This window comes from Bacillus sp. BML-BC051 (assembly GCF_019656175.1).
GTDB lineage: Bacteria > Bacillota > Bacilli > Bacillales > Bacillaceae_G > Bacillus_A > Bacillus_A mobilis.
Genome location: NZ_BPLI01000030.1, coordinates 1 through 16,128 on the forward strand (window position 1 = coordinate 1; position 16,128 = coordinate 16,128).

At 37.3% G+C, this 16,128-nt stretch carries 12 protein-coding genes, 2 pseudogenes and 1 other annotated feature; of the genes and pseudogenes, 6 read left to right on the forward strand and 8 right to left on the reverse strand.

Going from position 1 to position 16,128, the window contains the following annotated elements:
• The 5 genes from K5S59_RS14005 to K5S59_RS14025 all read left to right on the forward strand — a co-directional run.
• On the forward strand, window positions 1–1,824 hold a 1,824-nt coding region (locus K5S59_RS14005), incomplete at its 5' end, for a spore germination protein (protein ID WP_220784058.1).
• 16 nt (window positions 1,825–1,840) lie between these two features.
• Window positions 1,841–2,935 (forward strand): spore germination protein, encoded by a 1,095-nt coding sequence (locus K5S59_RS14010; protein ID WP_098122620.1) that lies wholly within the window; start codon window positions 1,841–1,843, stop codon window positions 2,933–2,935.
• Complete coding sequence (locus K5S59_RS14015) at window positions 2,911–3,990, forward strand: Ger(x)C family spore germination protein (RefSeq protein WP_000361809.1); 1,080 nt, start codon at window positions 2,911–2,913, stop codon at window positions 3,988–3,990. Before K5S59_RS14010 ends, K5S59_RS14015 begins: the two co-directional genes overlap by 25 nt.
• A gap of 90 nt (window positions 3,991–4,080) precedes the next feature.
• Window positions 4,081–4,266 carry a hypothetical protein gene (locus K5S59_RS14020; protein WP_000038782.1) on the forward strand — a complete coding sequence of 62 codons (186 nt, stop codon included), beginning with the start codon at window positions 4,081–4,083 and terminating at the stop codon, window positions 4,264–4,266.
• 189 nt (window positions 4,267–4,455) lie between these two features.
• On the forward strand, window positions 4,456–4,878 hold the full coding sequence (locus K5S59_RS14025) for a pyrophosphohydrolase domain-containing protein (protein ID WP_000180547.1): 423 nt from the start codon (window positions 4,456–4,458) through the stop codon (window positions 4,876–4,878).
• Window positions 4,879–4,922: 44 nt separating this feature from the next.
• On the opposite strand, the pseudogene K5S59_RS14030 reads toward K5S59_RS14025, so the two are convergent.
• A pseudogene (locus tag K5S59_RS14030) lies at window positions 4,923–5,962 on the reverse strand (hypothetical protein).
• Between the two features lie 95 nt (window positions 5,963–6,057).
• Between K5S59_RS14030 and K5S59_RS30175 the strand changes: the two are divergent.
• A pseudogene (locus tag K5S59_RS30175) lies at window positions 6,058–6,138 on the forward strand (GNAT family N-acetyltransferase); the annotation flags it as partial.
• Between the two features lie 27 nt (window positions 6,139–6,165).
• On the opposite strand, the gene leuS reads toward K5S59_RS30175, so the two are convergent.
• From leuS to K5S59_RS14065, 7 genes are all read right to left on the reverse strand, one after another.
• On the reverse strand, window positions 6,166–8,574 hold the full coding sequence (leuS, locus tag K5S59_RS14035) for a leucine--tRNA ligase (RefSeq protein WP_000009444.1): 2,409 nt from the start codon (window positions 8,572–8,574) through the stop codon (window positions 6,166–6,168).
• A gap of 65 nt (window positions 8,575–8,639) precedes the next feature.
• Window positions 8,640–8,859 (reverse strand) — a binding site (T-box leader).
• Window positions 8,860–9,047: 188 nt separating this feature from the next.
• On the reverse strand, window positions 9,048–10,241 hold the full coding sequence (locus K5S59_RS14040) for an MDR family MFS transporter (protein WP_098872863.1): 1,194 nt from the start codon (window positions 10,239–10,241) through the stop codon (window positions 9,048–9,050).
• A 326-nt stretch (window positions 10,242–10,567) separates the two neighbouring features.
• Window positions 10,568–11,791 carry a cation:proton antiporter gene (locus K5S59_RS14045; protein WP_120450951.1) on the reverse strand — a complete coding sequence of 408 codons (1,224 nt, stop codon included), beginning with the start codon at window positions 11,789–11,791 and terminating at the stop codon, window positions 10,568–10,570.
• Window positions 11,792–11,794: 3 nt separating this feature from the next.
• Window positions 11,795–12,292 (reverse strand): cation:proton antiporter regulatory subunit, encoded by a 498-nt coding sequence (locus tag K5S59_RS14050; protein WP_001026045.1) that lies wholly within the window; start codon window positions 12,290–12,292, stop codon window positions 11,795–11,797.
• 34 nt (window positions 12,293–12,326) lie between these two features.
• Window positions 12,327–12,893 (reverse strand): tyrosine-type recombinase/integrase, encoded by a 567-nt coding sequence (locus K5S59_RS14055; protein ID WP_000454219.1) that lies wholly within the window; start codon window positions 12,891–12,893, stop codon window positions 12,327–12,329.
• 330 nt (window positions 12,894–13,223) lie between these two features.
• Window positions 13,224–15,083 carry an FtsX-like permease family protein gene (locus K5S59_RS14060; protein WP_029440189.1) on the reverse strand — a complete coding sequence of 620 codons (1,860 nt, stop codon included), beginning with the start codon at window positions 15,081–15,083 and terminating at the stop codon, window positions 13,224–13,226.
• Between the two features lie 17 nt (window positions 15,084–15,100).
• A complete protein-coding gene (locus K5S59_RS14065) occupies window positions 15,101–15,862 on the reverse strand; it encodes an ABC transporter ATP-binding protein (RefSeq protein WP_120450952.1) in 762 nt (253 codons plus the stop codon).
• Window positions 15,863–16,128 lie beyond the last annotated feature (266 nt).

Genomic DNA, 16,128 nt, shown 5'->3' on the forward strand with positions numbered 1-16,128 from the left:
CAACAACAACAACAACAACATTCTAAACAAGATGACTCATTCCAGAATCAGCAACAACATTCTAAACAAAACGACTCGAATCAGAATCAGCAACAACATTCTAAACAAAACGACTCGAATCAGAATCAGCAACAACATTCTAAACAAAACGACTCGAATCAGAATCAACAACAAAACTCTAAACAAAACGACTCGAATCAGAATCAACAACAACATTCTAAACAAGACAACTCGAATGAGAATCAACAACATTCTAAACAAGACAACTCGAATGAGAATCAACAACATTCTAAACAAGGTAACTCGGGTCAAAATCAGCAGCAAAACTCTGGAAATAATAGTATTTATGATTTTACGAAACCAGAAAAAGACCGTATTCATTCTCTACAAGATTTAATAGAGAAACTCAAAAAGTCTAGCGATTTTGTTAATTATCATACATCTGATGATGAAACGATGCCTTATTGGATTTCTTACTATCGTCCTTCACTTGATGGAGAGAAATTACAGAAATATTTAATGCCTATTCTGTTAGAACGACCTTGTACTTCATTAGAAGAGCTAAAAGAACATATTCCGATGAGTGGTATTACAATTACGAACGACTTACAAAAAATTGAGGACATGGTTTTAAAGGGGCATGCGATTATTCAATTGAATCAGCAAGATCAAAAGTGTATGCTTGCAAACATTGCAATTGATACGTATCGGGCACCAAGCCCTCCATTAAATGAATCAACAGTTATCGGTCCACAAGAAGGCTTTGTAGAAGCTATTGATACGAATATTAATTTAGTACGAAAACGCCTTCCTGTTTTAGATTTACAAACAAAAGAAATGATTGTTGGCGAGTTTTCCAAAACAAAAGTTGTCATGATGTATTTAGACAACCTCGCTGAAAAAGAAAATGTAGATTTTCTCGAGGAGTCATTACGTGCTCTTGAATATGATCAAATTAATGATAGTGCTTATATACAAGAACTAATGGGTGAAAAGTCGATTTTCCCTCTCTATATCAATACAGAACGTACTGATAGAGTTACAAAAGCACTCATTGATGGGAAAATTGCTATTTTTGTGGATGGTTCTCCAAGTGTTCTACTTACGCCAGTATCCTATTTCGATTTTTTCATTTCACCAGAAGACTATAACGTTTCTTGGCTATACGCTACATTTTCACGCATTTTACGCCTTATCGCTGTTCTATTTTCAATCTGTGCTACACCACTATATGTTGCAGTTTTAAATTATCATTATGAACTTATTCCAAGTGATTTACTTGAAACTTTGATTTTATCAAGGGCACAAGTACCGTTCCCACCTTTAATTGAAGCACTCTTTTTAGAACTTGCAATCGACTTATTGAGAGAAGCTGGCGCGAGGTTACCGATGAAAGTTGGTCAAACACTCGGGATTGTAGGCGGTATCGTAATTGGGCAAGCATCTGTACAAGCTGGTTTAACGAGTAATATTTTATTAATTATCGTTGCCTTATCAGCACTCGCTTCCTTTATTACACCTATTTATAAAATGGGTAATGCAGTTCGATTACTACGCTTTCCATTTCTTATGTTTGCAGAAATAGGCGGATTGTTCGGGATTTCCCTTGGATTTATCTTCTTATTTACTCATCTATTCAGGCTTACTTCCTTACGTAAGCCTTACGCTTTGTTTTATCCGACGAGACAACAGTCGGTTAAGGACTCTTGGATTCGTTTTCCTTTAACGATGATTGATACAAGGGATGTACAAGCGAGGCCACAACATGTAAAAAAATCAGCAAAAGGAATTTCAACAAAACATAGATCAGACTTTGATGATTAAGGAATGAGGTGCATCGATGAGTAAAGTTCAAGAAAAATATCAAATCTCTCCTGTCTTTGTCTTCTTCTTAATTCACGGTGCACAGTTTGGAGCTGGCGTTCTTGGCTTCGCTCGAATTATTGCAAAAGCTGCTGGATACGACGGCTGGATGGGGGTTCTCCTCACAGGGATCATTATTCATATTATCATCTGGATGATGTATTATTCATTAAAAACTGTAGAAGGAAACTTAATTGATTTACATAAACAACTTTTTGGAAAATGGATCGGAAATGGTATTAATATCATTTTTATGGCTTATTTTTTCATTGTAAGCATTTCTGTTGTTAGAACATATGTCGAAATTATTCAAGTATGGATGTTTCCTAGTGCATCCATCTGGATGCTCACATTCTTTTTATGTTTAATAAGTTATTACATTATTTCATCAGGATTCCGCGTCATTACAGGAATTTGTGTTATTTCCGTTGGTGGAACATTAGGTTATCTTTTTCTAAGTCTTTTCATTTTGAAATTCTCACATTGGGATAATTTACTTCCAATATTTTCACATTCTTTTACCGATATTTTGAAAGCAGCTCAACTATCTATTTATAGTATGACAGGATTTGAAATTTTCCTTATGATTTATCCATTTGTTAAAGAGCCAGAGAAATCCCATAAATTTGCGCAATATGGGGCATTATTTTCTAATGTTCTATATTTATTCAGTACTATTCTCGCTTTTACATTCTTTAGCGAAAAACAACTACTCAAAACAATTTGGTCTCAACTGTCCATGACACAAGTTATTAAGCTTCCTTTTATAGAGCGACTTGAGTATATTGCTATTTCCGGTTATGCTCTCGTTATTATTACAAGCTTTATTCTACCTTTATGGGCCGCTACTCGAGGAACTCATGAAATCTTTCGTGTGAAACAACGGGGAATTTTAATTGCCTTTATGCTTATCACCTTAGTGGTTTCACAACTTTTAACAAATAGGCATGATATTAATGATTTTATTAGTAATGCATCTAAAGTTAGTTTTTGGCTTATATATATATATATCCCAATTCTATTTATTATTGTGTGGGTGAAAAAAAAATGGACAAAACCAAAAGAAAATTAATACTTCTTATTTGCATCAGTGTCTTCAGTCTAACTGGTTGTTTACAAAAAAATATTATTGATGATGTTCAGCTCATTCAAGGAACTGCCTTCGATACAGCAAAAGATAATAAAGTAAAAGTTACATTCGTTTGCCCCATACAAAAAAAGGGAAATAAAGTTCAAGTCTATGAAGGAACAGGAAACGCAGTAAAACAAGTAAAGGCAGATACCTCTTTAGAATCTTCGCAACCGTTCGCAAGCGGTCAGATGCGTATTGCCTTATTCACAACAAAGATTGCTAAAAAAGGATTATCAACTTCCTTTGATACATTGATTCGTGATGTGAATATTGGTAACTCACTGTATGTTGGACTATTAGAAGGCAGTGGTACTGAACTATTTAAAGGAAAATACAGTACCTCTTACAATGTTGCGATTTATATAAAAAAAATGTTAGAACATAATATGGACACTGGGCCTTTGCCAACTGACAATTTATATTTAGGTGCCTTCAGGTACTACCGTGAAGGACAAGATTCTTATATGCCTATCCTAAAAAAACATGGAGATAAAATAAAAATTACTGGTATCGGTCTCTTGAAAAAGGATAAGTTGGTCGGAACAATTAAGTATCACGATATGTTTGTTTTCAAAGGACTGCTAGAAAAGCACCGCCTAGATTCACATGAATTTAAAACCAATCCTGGCTATGCAATGATTAATAACATCCATTCCATTCCTACATACGAAGTAACTATAAAAAATGGAAAACCTTCTTTCTATATTCATGTGAAAATGGAAGCTCGTATTCAAGAATTATCTCGAAAATTCAACTTAGAAAATAAAAAGAACACGCAAAAAATAGCGAAAGCGGTTGAGAAACAGTTAGATGCAAAAGCTACAAAACTAATTAAACAGTTTAAATCCTTAAATGTTGACCCTCTTGGACTTGGAGCAAAATATAGACAACATTATCGTCCATTTAAATTAGAAGAGTGGCGAAAAATGTACAAAGATGTACCAATTAAAGTAAAATACACCGTTAATATTACAAATTCTGGTGTAATCGAATGAGAAATGATTGAACTCCTCCCTCCAGCATGATACAACGGAAAGAGGAGTTTTTATTTTAGATAGAGAGAGAAGATATTTACGGGGGAGCTTATGTCTAAAAAATTAGTAAAGCCTATTTTAAATGGTATTTTATTTCTCGGCGTCTTTTTATTTGCTCATACATACTTAAAAAATGTTTCCTTCACACGTTATTTACTTGTCGTTATACCGATGTTGCTCGTTGGTATGTTTGGCATCGACCTTATTTTATCCATTTTAATAAAAGAAGAAAAGTAACGAGCAAGGCCGTCCCAAAAGTATTCCGGGATGGCTTTCTTTTATTAATGGGTTATGTTTTGTCGTTTAGTCGATATAATCTTTCCCTATCTTAACTAAAAGATGAAACTTTTGAACAGTCCTTTTTCATTTCATAATCACCTTATGTTACAATGAGATTCGGCACAAAGCGAGAAAGGATGAAACAACATGACAAACGAAAAAGGTTTAGATAAAGGATACGAACTTGTTGCAAAAATGCATGAAGAGTTCGGACACCCTGTGACAAATACTCCAACGAAATTAACAGAAGAACGTGCAAAAATTCGTGCTAGCTTTATGCAAGAAGAGCTAGAAGAATTTCTAGAAGCAACGACTGTTGAAGATCAATATGATGCACTAATTGACCTTATTTACTTTGCATTCGGAACGTTTGCCGAAATGGGCGTACGTCCTGATAAAGGATTCGAAATTGTAAATAACGCAAACATGGCAAAACTATTCCCTGATGGAAAACCTCGATTCCGTGAAGGGGACGGCAAAATTCTAAAACCAGAAGGCTGGCAAGCACCAGAGCCACAACTTCGTGCTGAAATCGAACGCCAACGCCAAGAAGCTGAAAAAAACTGCTAGGATTTCCCAGCAGTTTTTTATTATGTCTTTTTTTCTGCACTTCATTAATGACCCACGTGTCCCGCGTGTCCGGCTGCTCCACTAATGCTAGCTGCTCCTGCCGCTGCTCCTGCTGCTCCCGCTCCAATTCCACCTGTCCAAGGAGAAGATTGTTGCTGTTGATATTGTTGATATTGTTGATATTGTTGGTGCTGTTGGTGCTGTTGGTGCTGTTGGTGCTGTTGACCATGTTGGCCGTGTTGACCTTGGTGACCGTGTTGGCCTTGATGACCGTGTTGACCTTGATGACTGTGTTGACCTTGATGACCGTGTTGACCATGATGACCGTGTTGACCTTGGTGACCATGTTGACCATGTTGGCCTTGATGACCATGTTGACCTTGATGACCATGTTGACCTTGATGACCATGTTGACCGTGCTGGCCTTGGTGCGTTTGATAAAGAACAGCTTGCGGATGAATGTGATGGTGACCGTGGTGATGTACTTGTTGTTGATGACCATGTTGACCTTGGTGATGATGGTGTCCTTGGTGTCCATGATGGCCGTGTTGACCTTGGTGATGATGGTGTCCATGATGACCGTGTTGACCTTGATGATGATGATGGTGTCCATGATGACCGTATTGGCCTTGATGATGATGATGGTGTCCATGATGGCCATGTTGACCTTGATGGTGGTGATGTCCATGATGACCGTGAACAACTTGCGGATACCCGCCTATTCCCCAGCTACAACACCTATTCCTGGTACCGGAAATCCTGTCTGCACTCCTCCAACGAAAGAAGGAAATGTAGTTGGTACCCCTACTGGAATTCCTGTCTGTACGCCAGCTACTGACGCCGGAAATCCTCCTGTTACTGTAGGCATTCCAGCCCCTGATGTCGAAAACCCTCCCATTGATGTAGGCATTCCAGTTTGCATGCCAGCTACCGATGTTGGAAACCCTCCTGCAGCTCCACCCATCCAGCTCGGAATTCCACCGTACCCTTGTTGGCCAGCTCCTCCCATTAACATCATTTGTGTATAACTGTCCGATTCGCCTCCGAAGAAGCCATGTGGTGCATTATTGTCCATCCCTTTCATTCCTTTCACCTCTTCTACTCAATTTAGCCTACCTTTTTTATCATATTTCCTATAGAAAAATAGGTGTTTGTCTGTATTGGAATTCCGCTCTTTTATTTGTACGTAGTGGAATAGTTGAAAATTTAGATGAAGGTGATTCTGAGATTATTTTCTACACAAAAAAGCTCAGAGCATAAATGCTCTGAGCTTTTATTTAGAATGAGTTAGTTTGCAACAACGTTAACAAGTTTTCCAGGAACAACAATTACTTTACGAACTGTTTTCCCTTCAATTTGGTCTTGAATTGCTTCAAGTGCAAGTTGTTCCATTTCTTCTTTTGATGCGTCTTTACTCATTGTTAGTTTTGCACGAACTTTGCCCATAACTTGAACAACGATTTCCACTTCATCTTCTACAAGTTTAGACTCATCAAATGTTGGCCAGCTTGCATATGTGATTGTTTCATTGTATCCAAGTTTGCTCCATAGTTCTTCCCCAATGTGAGGTGCAACTGGTGCAATCATTTTCACGAAACCTTCTACATATTCTTTCGGAAGTGTTTCAGCTTTGTATGCATCGTTGATGAATACCATCATTTGAGAAATCGCTGTGTTGAAGCGAAGCTCTGCATAGTCTTCTGTTACTTTCTTCACTGTTTGGTGGTAGGCTTTTTCAAGCTCTTTATTTGGTGCATCAGTAATTTTCTCACTTAATTCACCGTTCTCTTGAATGAATAGGCGCCATACGCGGTCTAGGAAACGACGAGCTCCGTCAAGACCATTTTCAGACCAAGCGATTGAAGCATCTAATGGTCCCATGAACATTTCGTATAGACGAAGTGTATCTGCACCGTGGCTTGCTACGATATCATCAGGGTTTACAACGTTACCTTTTGATTTACTCATTTTCTCGTTGTTTTCACCTAGAATCATACCTTGGTTGAATAATTGTTGGAACGGCTCTTTCGTTGGAACTACACCGATATCATATAATACTTTATGCCAGAAACGAGCATATAGTAAGTGAAGTACCGCGTGCTCCGCTCCGCCGATATAAATATCAACTGGAAGCCATTGTTTTACTTTTTCAGGATCTACAAGTGCTTCGCTGTTGTTTGGATCAATATAACGTAAGTAATACCAGCAACTACCAGCCCATTGTGGCATTGTGTTCGTTTCACGACGACCTTTTTTACCAGTTTCAGGATCAACAACATTTACCCACTCGTCAATGTTAGCAAGTGGTGATTCGCCTGTACCTGAAGGACGGATGTTTTCTGTTTTCGGAAGAACTAATGGTAATTCTTCTTCTTTCACAGCTGTCATTGTGCCATCTTCCCAGTGGATTACTGGAATTGGCTCGCCCCAATAACGTTGACGGCTGAATAACCAGTCACGTAGACGGTACGTTACTTTTTGATTTCCTGCGCTCGTTACTTCAAGCCATTCAATCATTTTTGCGATTGCTTCTTCTTTATTTAAACCATCAAGGAATGCTGAGTTTACGTGTGCACCATCACCTGTGTACACTTCTTTCGTAATGTCTCCGCCTTTTACAACTTCCTTCATTGGAAGATTGAATACTGATGCGAATTCATAGTCACGCTCATCGTGAGCTGGAACTGCCATTACAGCACCTGTTCCATAAGTTGCAAGAACGTAATCAGCGATCCAGATTGGTAATTTCTCACCGTTTACTGGGTTAACTGCGTAAGCACCAGTGAATACACCAGTTTTTTCTTTCGCAAGTTCTGTACGCTCTAGGTCACTCTTCATTTTTACAGCGTTAATGTAAGCTTCTACCGCTTCTTTTTGTTCCGCTGTTGTAATTTCTGCAACAAGTGCATGTTCCGGAGCAAGTACACAGTATGTTGCACCGAATAATGTATCAGGGCGCGTTGTGAAAACTGTGAATTTCTCGTCTGTACCGTCGATGTTAAAGTGTACTTCTGCACCTTCAGAACGACCGATCCAGTTACGTTGCATATCTTTTAAGCTTTCTGGCCAATCAAGCTCATCTAGATCTTCTAATAGACGATCTCCGTAAGCTGTAATTTTTAACATCCACTGTCTCATCGGACGACGCTCAACTGGATGTCCACCGCGCTCACTCTTACCGTCAATAATTTCTTCGTTCGCAAGTACTGTACCAAGTGCTGGACACCAGTTTACAGGTACTTCATCAACGTAAGCTAACCCTTTTTCAAATAGCTTTAGGAAAATCCATTGTGTCCACTTGTAGTAGTTTGGATCTGTTGTATTTACTTCACGATCCCAATCGTAAGAGAAACCTAATGCTTTAATTTGATTACGGAACGTATTAATATTAAGCTCTGTAAATTCTGCTGGGCTGTTTCCAGTATCAAGTGCATATTGCTCTGCTGGAAGACCGAATGCATCCCATCCCATTGGATGAAGAACGTTATATCCTTGCATACGCTTCATACGAGATAAAATATCTGTCGCTGTATAACCTTCTGGATGTCCTACGTGTAGGCCTGCACCTGATGGATATGGGAACATATCTAGTGCATAAAATTTTGGTTTTTCTGTCTCATCTGGCGTACGGAATGTTTTATTCTCTTCCCAGTACCCTTGCCACTTCTTCTCAATATCTTGATGATTAAAGCTCATGAGATACCCTCCTTGAAATTCTATTTATTTTCACCGCCCAAAATACAAAAAACCTCTCATCCCTAGAAAGGGACGAGAGGTTATAGATTCCCGCGGTACCACCCTAAATTAATGTACAAATATACATTCGCTTAGATCCGTAACGTGGATTAACGGCAATTGCTACTATTAGTTTCACAACTGCAACTCAAAGGCGAGTTCATAACGAAACGTGGATTGACTTGCACCGACCGTCAACTCTCTAAACCAGCTTCTATTACTACTACTCCTTCTCACTGTTATTACAAATATAAGTTAATGTGAACTACCCACCACTTCGTATCTCCTAAGAGCTTACTTAAAGCGAAGGCTTCTCGGTTAATCGTTACTCTTAATAACTAACGAATTCGTCTTAAGGCAGCCGAGCTATCTCCCTTGTTCAAAAGGTTGTTTTATTTAAATATATTCTAAAACATGTTACATGTTCCGTCAAACTAAACTGCAATTTTTTCTTCAACTGTTTCTTCTACTTTTACTCGCTTGTCATACATGCTCGTTGCTATAATCGCTACTACAAGCATTACCATGATTGCTATAAACAATACTTCCATATTGTATAAATCAACAATCGCTCCGCCAACGACCGGTCCGAACATTTTCCCTACAGTCGCCGCGCTATTTACAACGCCTTGATAAAATCCAAGTTTATCTTTTGGCGCAAGTATATTTGCAATCGTTGGAACTGCTGGCCAAACGAATAACTCACCAATTGTTAATGTTACCATCGCAACGAGGAACATCGTAAATTGTTGCGCTTGACTTAATACAATGAATGACGCCGCAAATATGATGATTCCAATCATAATTTGTTGTTTTAAAGAACGCTTCATCCAGCGAATTAACATGCTAACTAGTGGCTGCGCACAAACAATCATCGCTCCGTTTATCGTCCATAATAAACTGTAGTGACGAAGACTAATATTTAATTCCTGCATATGTGTTGCAATTGCCCCTTGCCACTGTACATATGTAACCCAGCATAAAGCATATGCTACACATACGATAAGAAGTGCTTTGAATCCAGGTGTAAGTGTCCAGCCTTTTTTCGTTTCGACTTCTTTTTTCACTCCTGGCTCTTTCTTGTCTTCCATACCACGGAATCCAATAAAAGCAATTAAGAAGAAAACAAAGTACAAAACAAAATTGGCTAAGAAAATATAATCAAAACGGTAAGATGCAACTAAACCACCGCACGCTGTTCCGATCGCAATACCAACGTTTTGCCCAACATACATCGCATTAAATGCTCGTCTTCCGCCCTCTGGCCAAACCGTACCGACCATCGCATACATCGATGGGAAGACCATTCCAGAACCAAAGCCGATTAATGCTAGCCACACAACATATAACGGCCAACCGTGGAAGAACACAAGGCCTAAAATCGATACGAGTGTAATGACAATCCCTACTAAAGTTGATTTATAACCGCCCCATTTATCAAACAAAACACCGCCGAGCAAGTTTCCGATTACACCAGTAAGCGAGTTGATCATTAATACCATTCCGGCCACAGATAAAGATTTTCCTAGGTGATCATGCAAATAAATTGTATTAAAAGGCCATAAAAAAGAAGCACCCGTGACATTAATAATCATCCCAGCTACTAATAGCCATACTTTCTTTGGCATAGTCTCCCCTCCTATTCTATTTTTTTCGTTCATCTATAACAGTAAAATTGTAGTCGTTTTTAAATAGGAAGGCAACTGATTAATAGTTGATGAAATTCAGATAATGGTTTTTCGGTAAATGAAATTATATGAATTGTCACTTGAAAATATATCAGCGATTTGGGGAATATATCAGCGAATCTCAAAATATATCGGCGATTCCCGAAATATATGAGCGATTATTAAAATATATCGACTTACCGACAAAAAACGACATCAACAACAATATATAAAAAAGGAAGACTGCATAAAGTTCTAAAGTTCATGCAGTCTCCCCCTTATTTATACTATCCAACTTCTTTTTCTCGCTTCGCACGTTCTTTCGCACTCCATTTAAATATTTTATCTAGTAGAGAGTATATTCTCCCGGACTCTTTCGTTAGTAACGGTCCTAACGATGCTAATATTAAAACGTACAGTGCAGAGAACGGTTTAATCGCTGCCATTAAGCCACCCGCAATGCCGATATTTGCTACAATAATAGAAAATTCCCCGCGTGATACGAGTGTTAAACCGATATTCGTAGAAGCCTTATGGGATAACCCGGCTTTACGTCCCGCAACCATTCCAGCAGTAAAATTACCGATTAGAGTAATGAAAACTGCTCCTAATGCCAACCACACTGCTCCTCCAAGTGAAAACGGATCTATACTTAAGCCGAAGCTGAAAAAGAATATAGCTCCAAAAAAATCACGGAACGGGACGACGAGATGCTCAATCCGATCGCTATGCTCTGTTTCAGAAAAAACGAGCCCTAACAATAATGCTCCAATCGCCTCAGCAACATGAATCGTTTCTGAAAATCCTGCTACAAAGAATAAAATAGCGAATATTACGATAATAAAAATTTCATTTGACGAAATATCTAATATTTTATTTAAGAACGGCGTAGCTTTTCTAGCGACTACAAAGAATAGTAGCATATATCCTACTGCGATTAATACCGATGTAAGAGCACCTACAAATGATGTTGCGCCCCCAAGTACTAATCCTGAAACGACTGATAAATATACAGCTAAAAAAATATCATCAAACATAATGATTCCTAATATTAATTCAGTCTCTTTATTACCAGATCTTCTTAAATCAACAATTACTTTTGCAACAATTGCACTCGATGAAATTGTAATGATTCCAGCAATAATTAATGTTTCTAATAAGGGGAAGCCCATCACATATCCATAAAGCAAACCTAATATGAAATTAAGTGATATGTGGACAGTTCCCCCGAAAGCAATTGATTTTCCTGATTTAATTAATTTTTTTATTGAGAATTCTAAGCCTAAATAGAATAGGAGGAATATGACGCCAACGCGGCCGAGGAAGGAAATAACTTCTCCGCTTTCAATAAACCTTAAATCGATAAGTCCTAAGTCGGGGGCATGAGGCCCCACTAACATACCGAGTATAATGAGAAACGGAATAATCGAGAACTTTAACTTCGCAGCGAGGATAGCTGCAAAAGCTACTAATACTAACGCAGTTCCAACTTCAAAGATTAAAGTATCCATCGATTATGAATCACCTCCTGATGAAAGCAATTCATTAATAATTCTTTTCACTTCATGTCTCGCGCCTGACAACACGAGCATATCGCCAGCTTCAATAATAGAGTCTGGACCTGGATTAAAGAATTTCTTCATATTCTTTTTTAAAATAGCAATAATCGTTACGTTATATGTTTTTCTAACATGTAAGCTACCAATTGTTTTTTGTACGACTGGTGCATGATTCTCCACCTTAAACCATTCAATTGATAATCCTTCAAAAGCCATCTCAATTGTGTCTAAAGCTTGCGGTCTATATACCATTCCGCCTAATATAGCCGCAATTTGTCTCGCTTCAGAATCACGAAGAGAAATGCTTGAAATACTTTCATCATGATCTGCATCAAAATGATACATTTCTCTTCGGCCATCATCATGAATAACGATAACCATTTTTTCATTACCTTTTGTTATAACTTCAAATTTACATCCAATGCCCGGTAGTTCACTCTCTCTAATATTCATAATTTCCGCCTCCTAAAGTTTTTAGTTACGGCTTTTACAAATCTACATCAATCTCAGTTTTAAACTTCTCATCTTTTGAGATTCCTAAATACTTAAGCGTCTCTGATGGAGTCGCGTGATGGAAATGCTTTTGCAATAGTGCAATTGCTATTCCTCTTTTATACGCATGAAATCCAAATGTTTTTCGCATTGAGTTCGTTCCAATCTTTCCAACAATCCCAACCGCTTCCGCTGCGTTATGGATTACACGATACGCTTGTTGGCGTGAGATTGAATTTGTCGTTTTATTAGATTGAAATACATAGTTTTCTCTTTTCACATCAATAGATTGTACGTACTCTAAAAGCGCTTCTTTTACTTTTGTATTTAAATAAATATCTTGTTTAAACTTTTCATCTTTCACAGGAAGAGAATAAAACTCTTTAACAGTTCCATCTTCATTTAATACTTCTTCAAATTTCATACTAAGTAGCTCAGTAATCTTTAATCCTGTGTTAATTCCAATAACAAATAAAAGATAATCTCGCTGTGAGTGCTCTTTTAAATACTTTTTCATAGCCTCAATTTGGCTTATATCTTTTAATGCCTCTACAACTTCCATACATGTATTCTCCTCATCTTATGAACGGTAATTTTCTCATCATGTTGTCCATTTTACCTTATCACGCTATGAGATTTCCATGTATTATCCATTATTTTTACAATATACTTTTAGATTTGGAAATTTATAATTGTGCAAATACAGTAGGGGTAGGAATAATAGGGGGATACAAGTTCAGCCTCTTTCTACAGATCGGATTCCTCCTTTCATTTTTCAGCTGCTTCTACTTTTATATTATGTTACTTATTTACATTATATTATATATTTCAGTAACATTAAAGTGTTTTTTCTGAAAATAATAAAAACCGAGCAATTTCGCTCGGTTTTTTATTAGTCTTCCTTAGGAAGCACAATTCCTTTATACAATTGAACTGTAATGAAGTAATAAATCGTGTAAATAACTACGAAAATTATGATTGGTACCCAAATACGGAAGTACGGATCGATTAAAATAAATCCGAAAATATTCATACCAACTAATACGTGAGCAATACCTACAATTGCTGGGAATAAGAATACTAAGAATAATTCTTTATAAATGGATTTCGTTAATAATTCACGGCGCACACCGATTTTACGAAGCATTTGATAACGCGTAATATCTTTTGATGCACCAGAAAGAATTTTAAACATGAGACAGCTTGCCATCATTGCTAAGAATGCAATTCCAAGGAAGAATCCCATAAACACTGTTCCGCTCGCAACGCCATAGAACATGTCGTAAGCTTGATATTTACTATCTAATCTTTCAGCTTTTACATTTTTATATTTATCTAGCTGCAACTCGTCAAGTTTTTTCCATTCTTTTTTGTGCGCTTCAAAATCATCTGTTTTTCCAGTAAATACAATTCCTTCTTTACCATTTACAGTATCGTACATTTTTTGATCTACAATTTTAATTGCATGATCTTCATGTACGTAGAATGGCTCGATTGTTCTGAAAGCCTCGTCCCATTCTTCTGGAAGTGCTGTAGCATTCGCATCTTTTTCATTCATTTCTCGAGAAACTGCACCTACTGGCAGGTCCGCTGAAACTTTCTTTGTATTCATTAAATCCTTCATCGACTTCATATTTGACATATCTTTTACTAAAGGACGATTTTTCTCTAAATCTTCTTTTACATAGTAAACGTATTTATCATCGACTTTGTAACGATATTCGCTTTTCTCTTTAAATGTAATACCGTCTAAAATTTTCTTTTCTTCAGCAGTTGGATTATGAACTACTGAATCATAGATTACGAAACCATCAACCATTTTTATAACGTTATTTTTAAACGCCATACCACCTGAAATGGCACCGGCTCCAAGGGCAACTAACATCGCTACTGTTGCAAGTACCTTCGTTAAACTATTAATACGGAAGTTTAATTGTGCAAATGTAAAAGCGTTAAGCCCTTTTTCACTACGCTTTTTATTGCTTTTTAGCTTTTTAATAATAACCGGAAGAAGTGATCCAAATAGCATGTAAGTACCAGCTGTTGTTGTAATTAATGCAATAAGGATTCCCATTTCTCTTAGTTTTTCCATGTAAATCATTGATGCATAGCCAATTCCTAATAAAATAACCGCAAGGAATGCAACTACACCTGTCATTTTTCCTTTTACTGCAACACGTTCTGTTTGTGCGTCTGCATGTACAAGTTGCAGTACAGAAATACGTGATAATTTAATACTGTTCATAATTGCTGATAGTACAAATAATGCAAAGAAGAAAATACAAGTAACAGTCATAGATGGAAGGTAAAATGCTTTATAACCTTCACCAGCAAATTCTAATTGTTTCATTAATAACTGTCCGATACCTTCTGCAAGTCCTACACCAACTGTAATACCAATCGCAAGAGATGCAGCCCCTAATACAATCGTTTCAATAAACATAAGTAATGTAACTTTATGCTTTTTTGCTCCTAACATCATATACATACCAAACTCTTTTTGACGAAGAGATAATAAGAAAGAGTTCGCATATAAAATATAGAAGAACGTTATAATGGCTAGTAAAACTGAACCTGCTTGGAATACGAATCCAATTGATTGAATAACTGAGTTAGATTCGATAAACGCTTTATTCAGCGCTAACGTTTGAAACATATAAAAAATTGAGATAGACATGACAAGACCGACAAGTAAGACGATATAATCTTTCAGCTTACTTTTTAACCCTGACATGGAAAGTTTGAATAACATGCCCTAGACCTCCTTTCTTACGCTTTTTGTGTACCTAGATCTGCAAGTACATCTAAAATTTCTTTATAGAACTCTTCACGTGTTCCGCCTCGGTGAATTTCTTTATATAACTCACCATCTTGAATGAATAAAATACGTTGACAGTAACTTGCACTATACGGATCATGTGTAACCATCATAATAGATACACCTTGCTCTTGATTTAAGTTTGTCATCGCATCAAGTAAGCTCGCTGCATTTTTAGAATCAAGCGCTCCTGTTGGCTCGTCCCCTAAAATAATTGCTGGCTCATGCACTAAAGCGCGTGCTGCTGCTGAACGTTGTTTCTGTCCACCCGATACTTCAGATGGATATTTTTGAAGTATTGCCGAAATGCCTAACATATCAGCTACCTTTTCTACTTTCGGTCCAATATTACGTGATGAGACACCTTGCAGAGATAATGGAAGTGCGATGTTTTCATAAATAGATAAGTTCTCTAATAAGTTGAAGTCTTGGAAGATGAATCCTAACTTTTGTGAACGGAAATCTGACAGCTCACCTTGCTTCATTTTTGTAATATCCGTACCCGCAATTTCAACAACGCCGTCCGTTGCTTTATCTAACGTTGAAATTACATTTAATAATGTCGTTTTACCAGAACCAGATGGTCCCATAATTCCAACAAACTCACCCTCTTGAATTGAGAATGAAACACCTTTTAACGCGTGTGATTGGTTCTCACCTTTTTTACCGTACACTTTTTGAACGTTTTTCACGTCTACAACTGGTTTCGTCATATAAATCCTCCTACGCTTGTTTTTCCATTACCTATTTTGCGCCTTTTGGAGGTGAACTGCTATTTGTTAACATTACATTTACCTTACACTTTTGTAATATAAAAAGGATGAGTGTGTAAGGTTCATTGATAAACGAAATTTTATTGGCGATTCAACAAGTAATATCGACTGACCGAAAAAGATGACAATAAAAAGTGGGCTGCTCCACAAAAGGAACAGCCCACTTCTCTCTTTATCCCACTTTAATGGGCAGTAAGACCCCCACA

What these genes read in the sequence shown, in the direction of transcription:
- K5S59_RS14020 (WP_000038782.1), top strand. Translation starts at nt 4,081, where the DNA reads ATGTCTAAAAAATTAGTAAAGCCTATTTTAAATGGTATTTTATTTCTC.
- K5S59_RS14050 (WP_001026045.1), bottom strand. Translation starts at nt 12,292, where the DNA reads ATGAATATTAGAGAGAGTGAACTACCGGGCATTGGATGTAAATTTGAA.
- K5S59_RS14055 (WP_000454219.1), bottom strand. Translation starts at nt 12,893, where the DNA reads ATGGAAGTTGTAGAGGCATTAAAAGATATAAGCCAAATTGAGGCTATG.
- K5S59_RS14015 (WP_000361809.1), top strand. Translation starts at nt 2,911, where the DNA reads ATGGACAAAACCAAAAGAAAATTAATACTTCTTATTTGCATCAGTGTC.
- K5S59_RS14010 (WP_098122620.1), top strand. Translation starts at nt 1,841, where the DNA reads ATGAGTAAAGTTCAAGAAAAATATCAAATCTCTCCTGTCTTTGTCTTC.
- K5S59_RS14040 (WP_098872863.1), bottom strand. Translation starts at nt 10,241, where the DNA reads ATGCCAAAGAAAGTATGGCTATTAGTAGCTGGGATGATTATTAATGTC.
- K5S59_RS14065 (WP_120450952.1), bottom strand. Translation starts at nt 15,862, where the DNA reads ATGACGAAACCAGTTGTAGACGTGAAAAACGTTCAAAAAGTGTACGGT.
- K5S59_RS14045 (WP_120450951.1), bottom strand. Translation starts at nt 11,791, where the DNA reads ATGGATACTTTAATCTTTGAAGTTGGAACTGCGTTAGTATTAGTAGCT.
- K5S59_RS14025 (WP_000180547.1), top strand. Translation starts at nt 4,456, where the DNA reads ATGACAAACGAAAAAGGTTTAGATAAAGGATACGAACTTGTTGCAAAA.
- K5S59_RS14060 (WP_029440189.1), bottom strand. Translation starts at nt 15,083, where the DNA reads ATGTTATTCAAACTTTCCATGTCAGGGTTAAAAAGTAAGCTGAAAGAT.
- leuS (WP_000009444.1), bottom strand. Translation starts at nt 8,574, where the DNA reads ATGAGCTTTAATCATCAAGATATTGAGAAGAAGTGGCAAGGGTACTGG.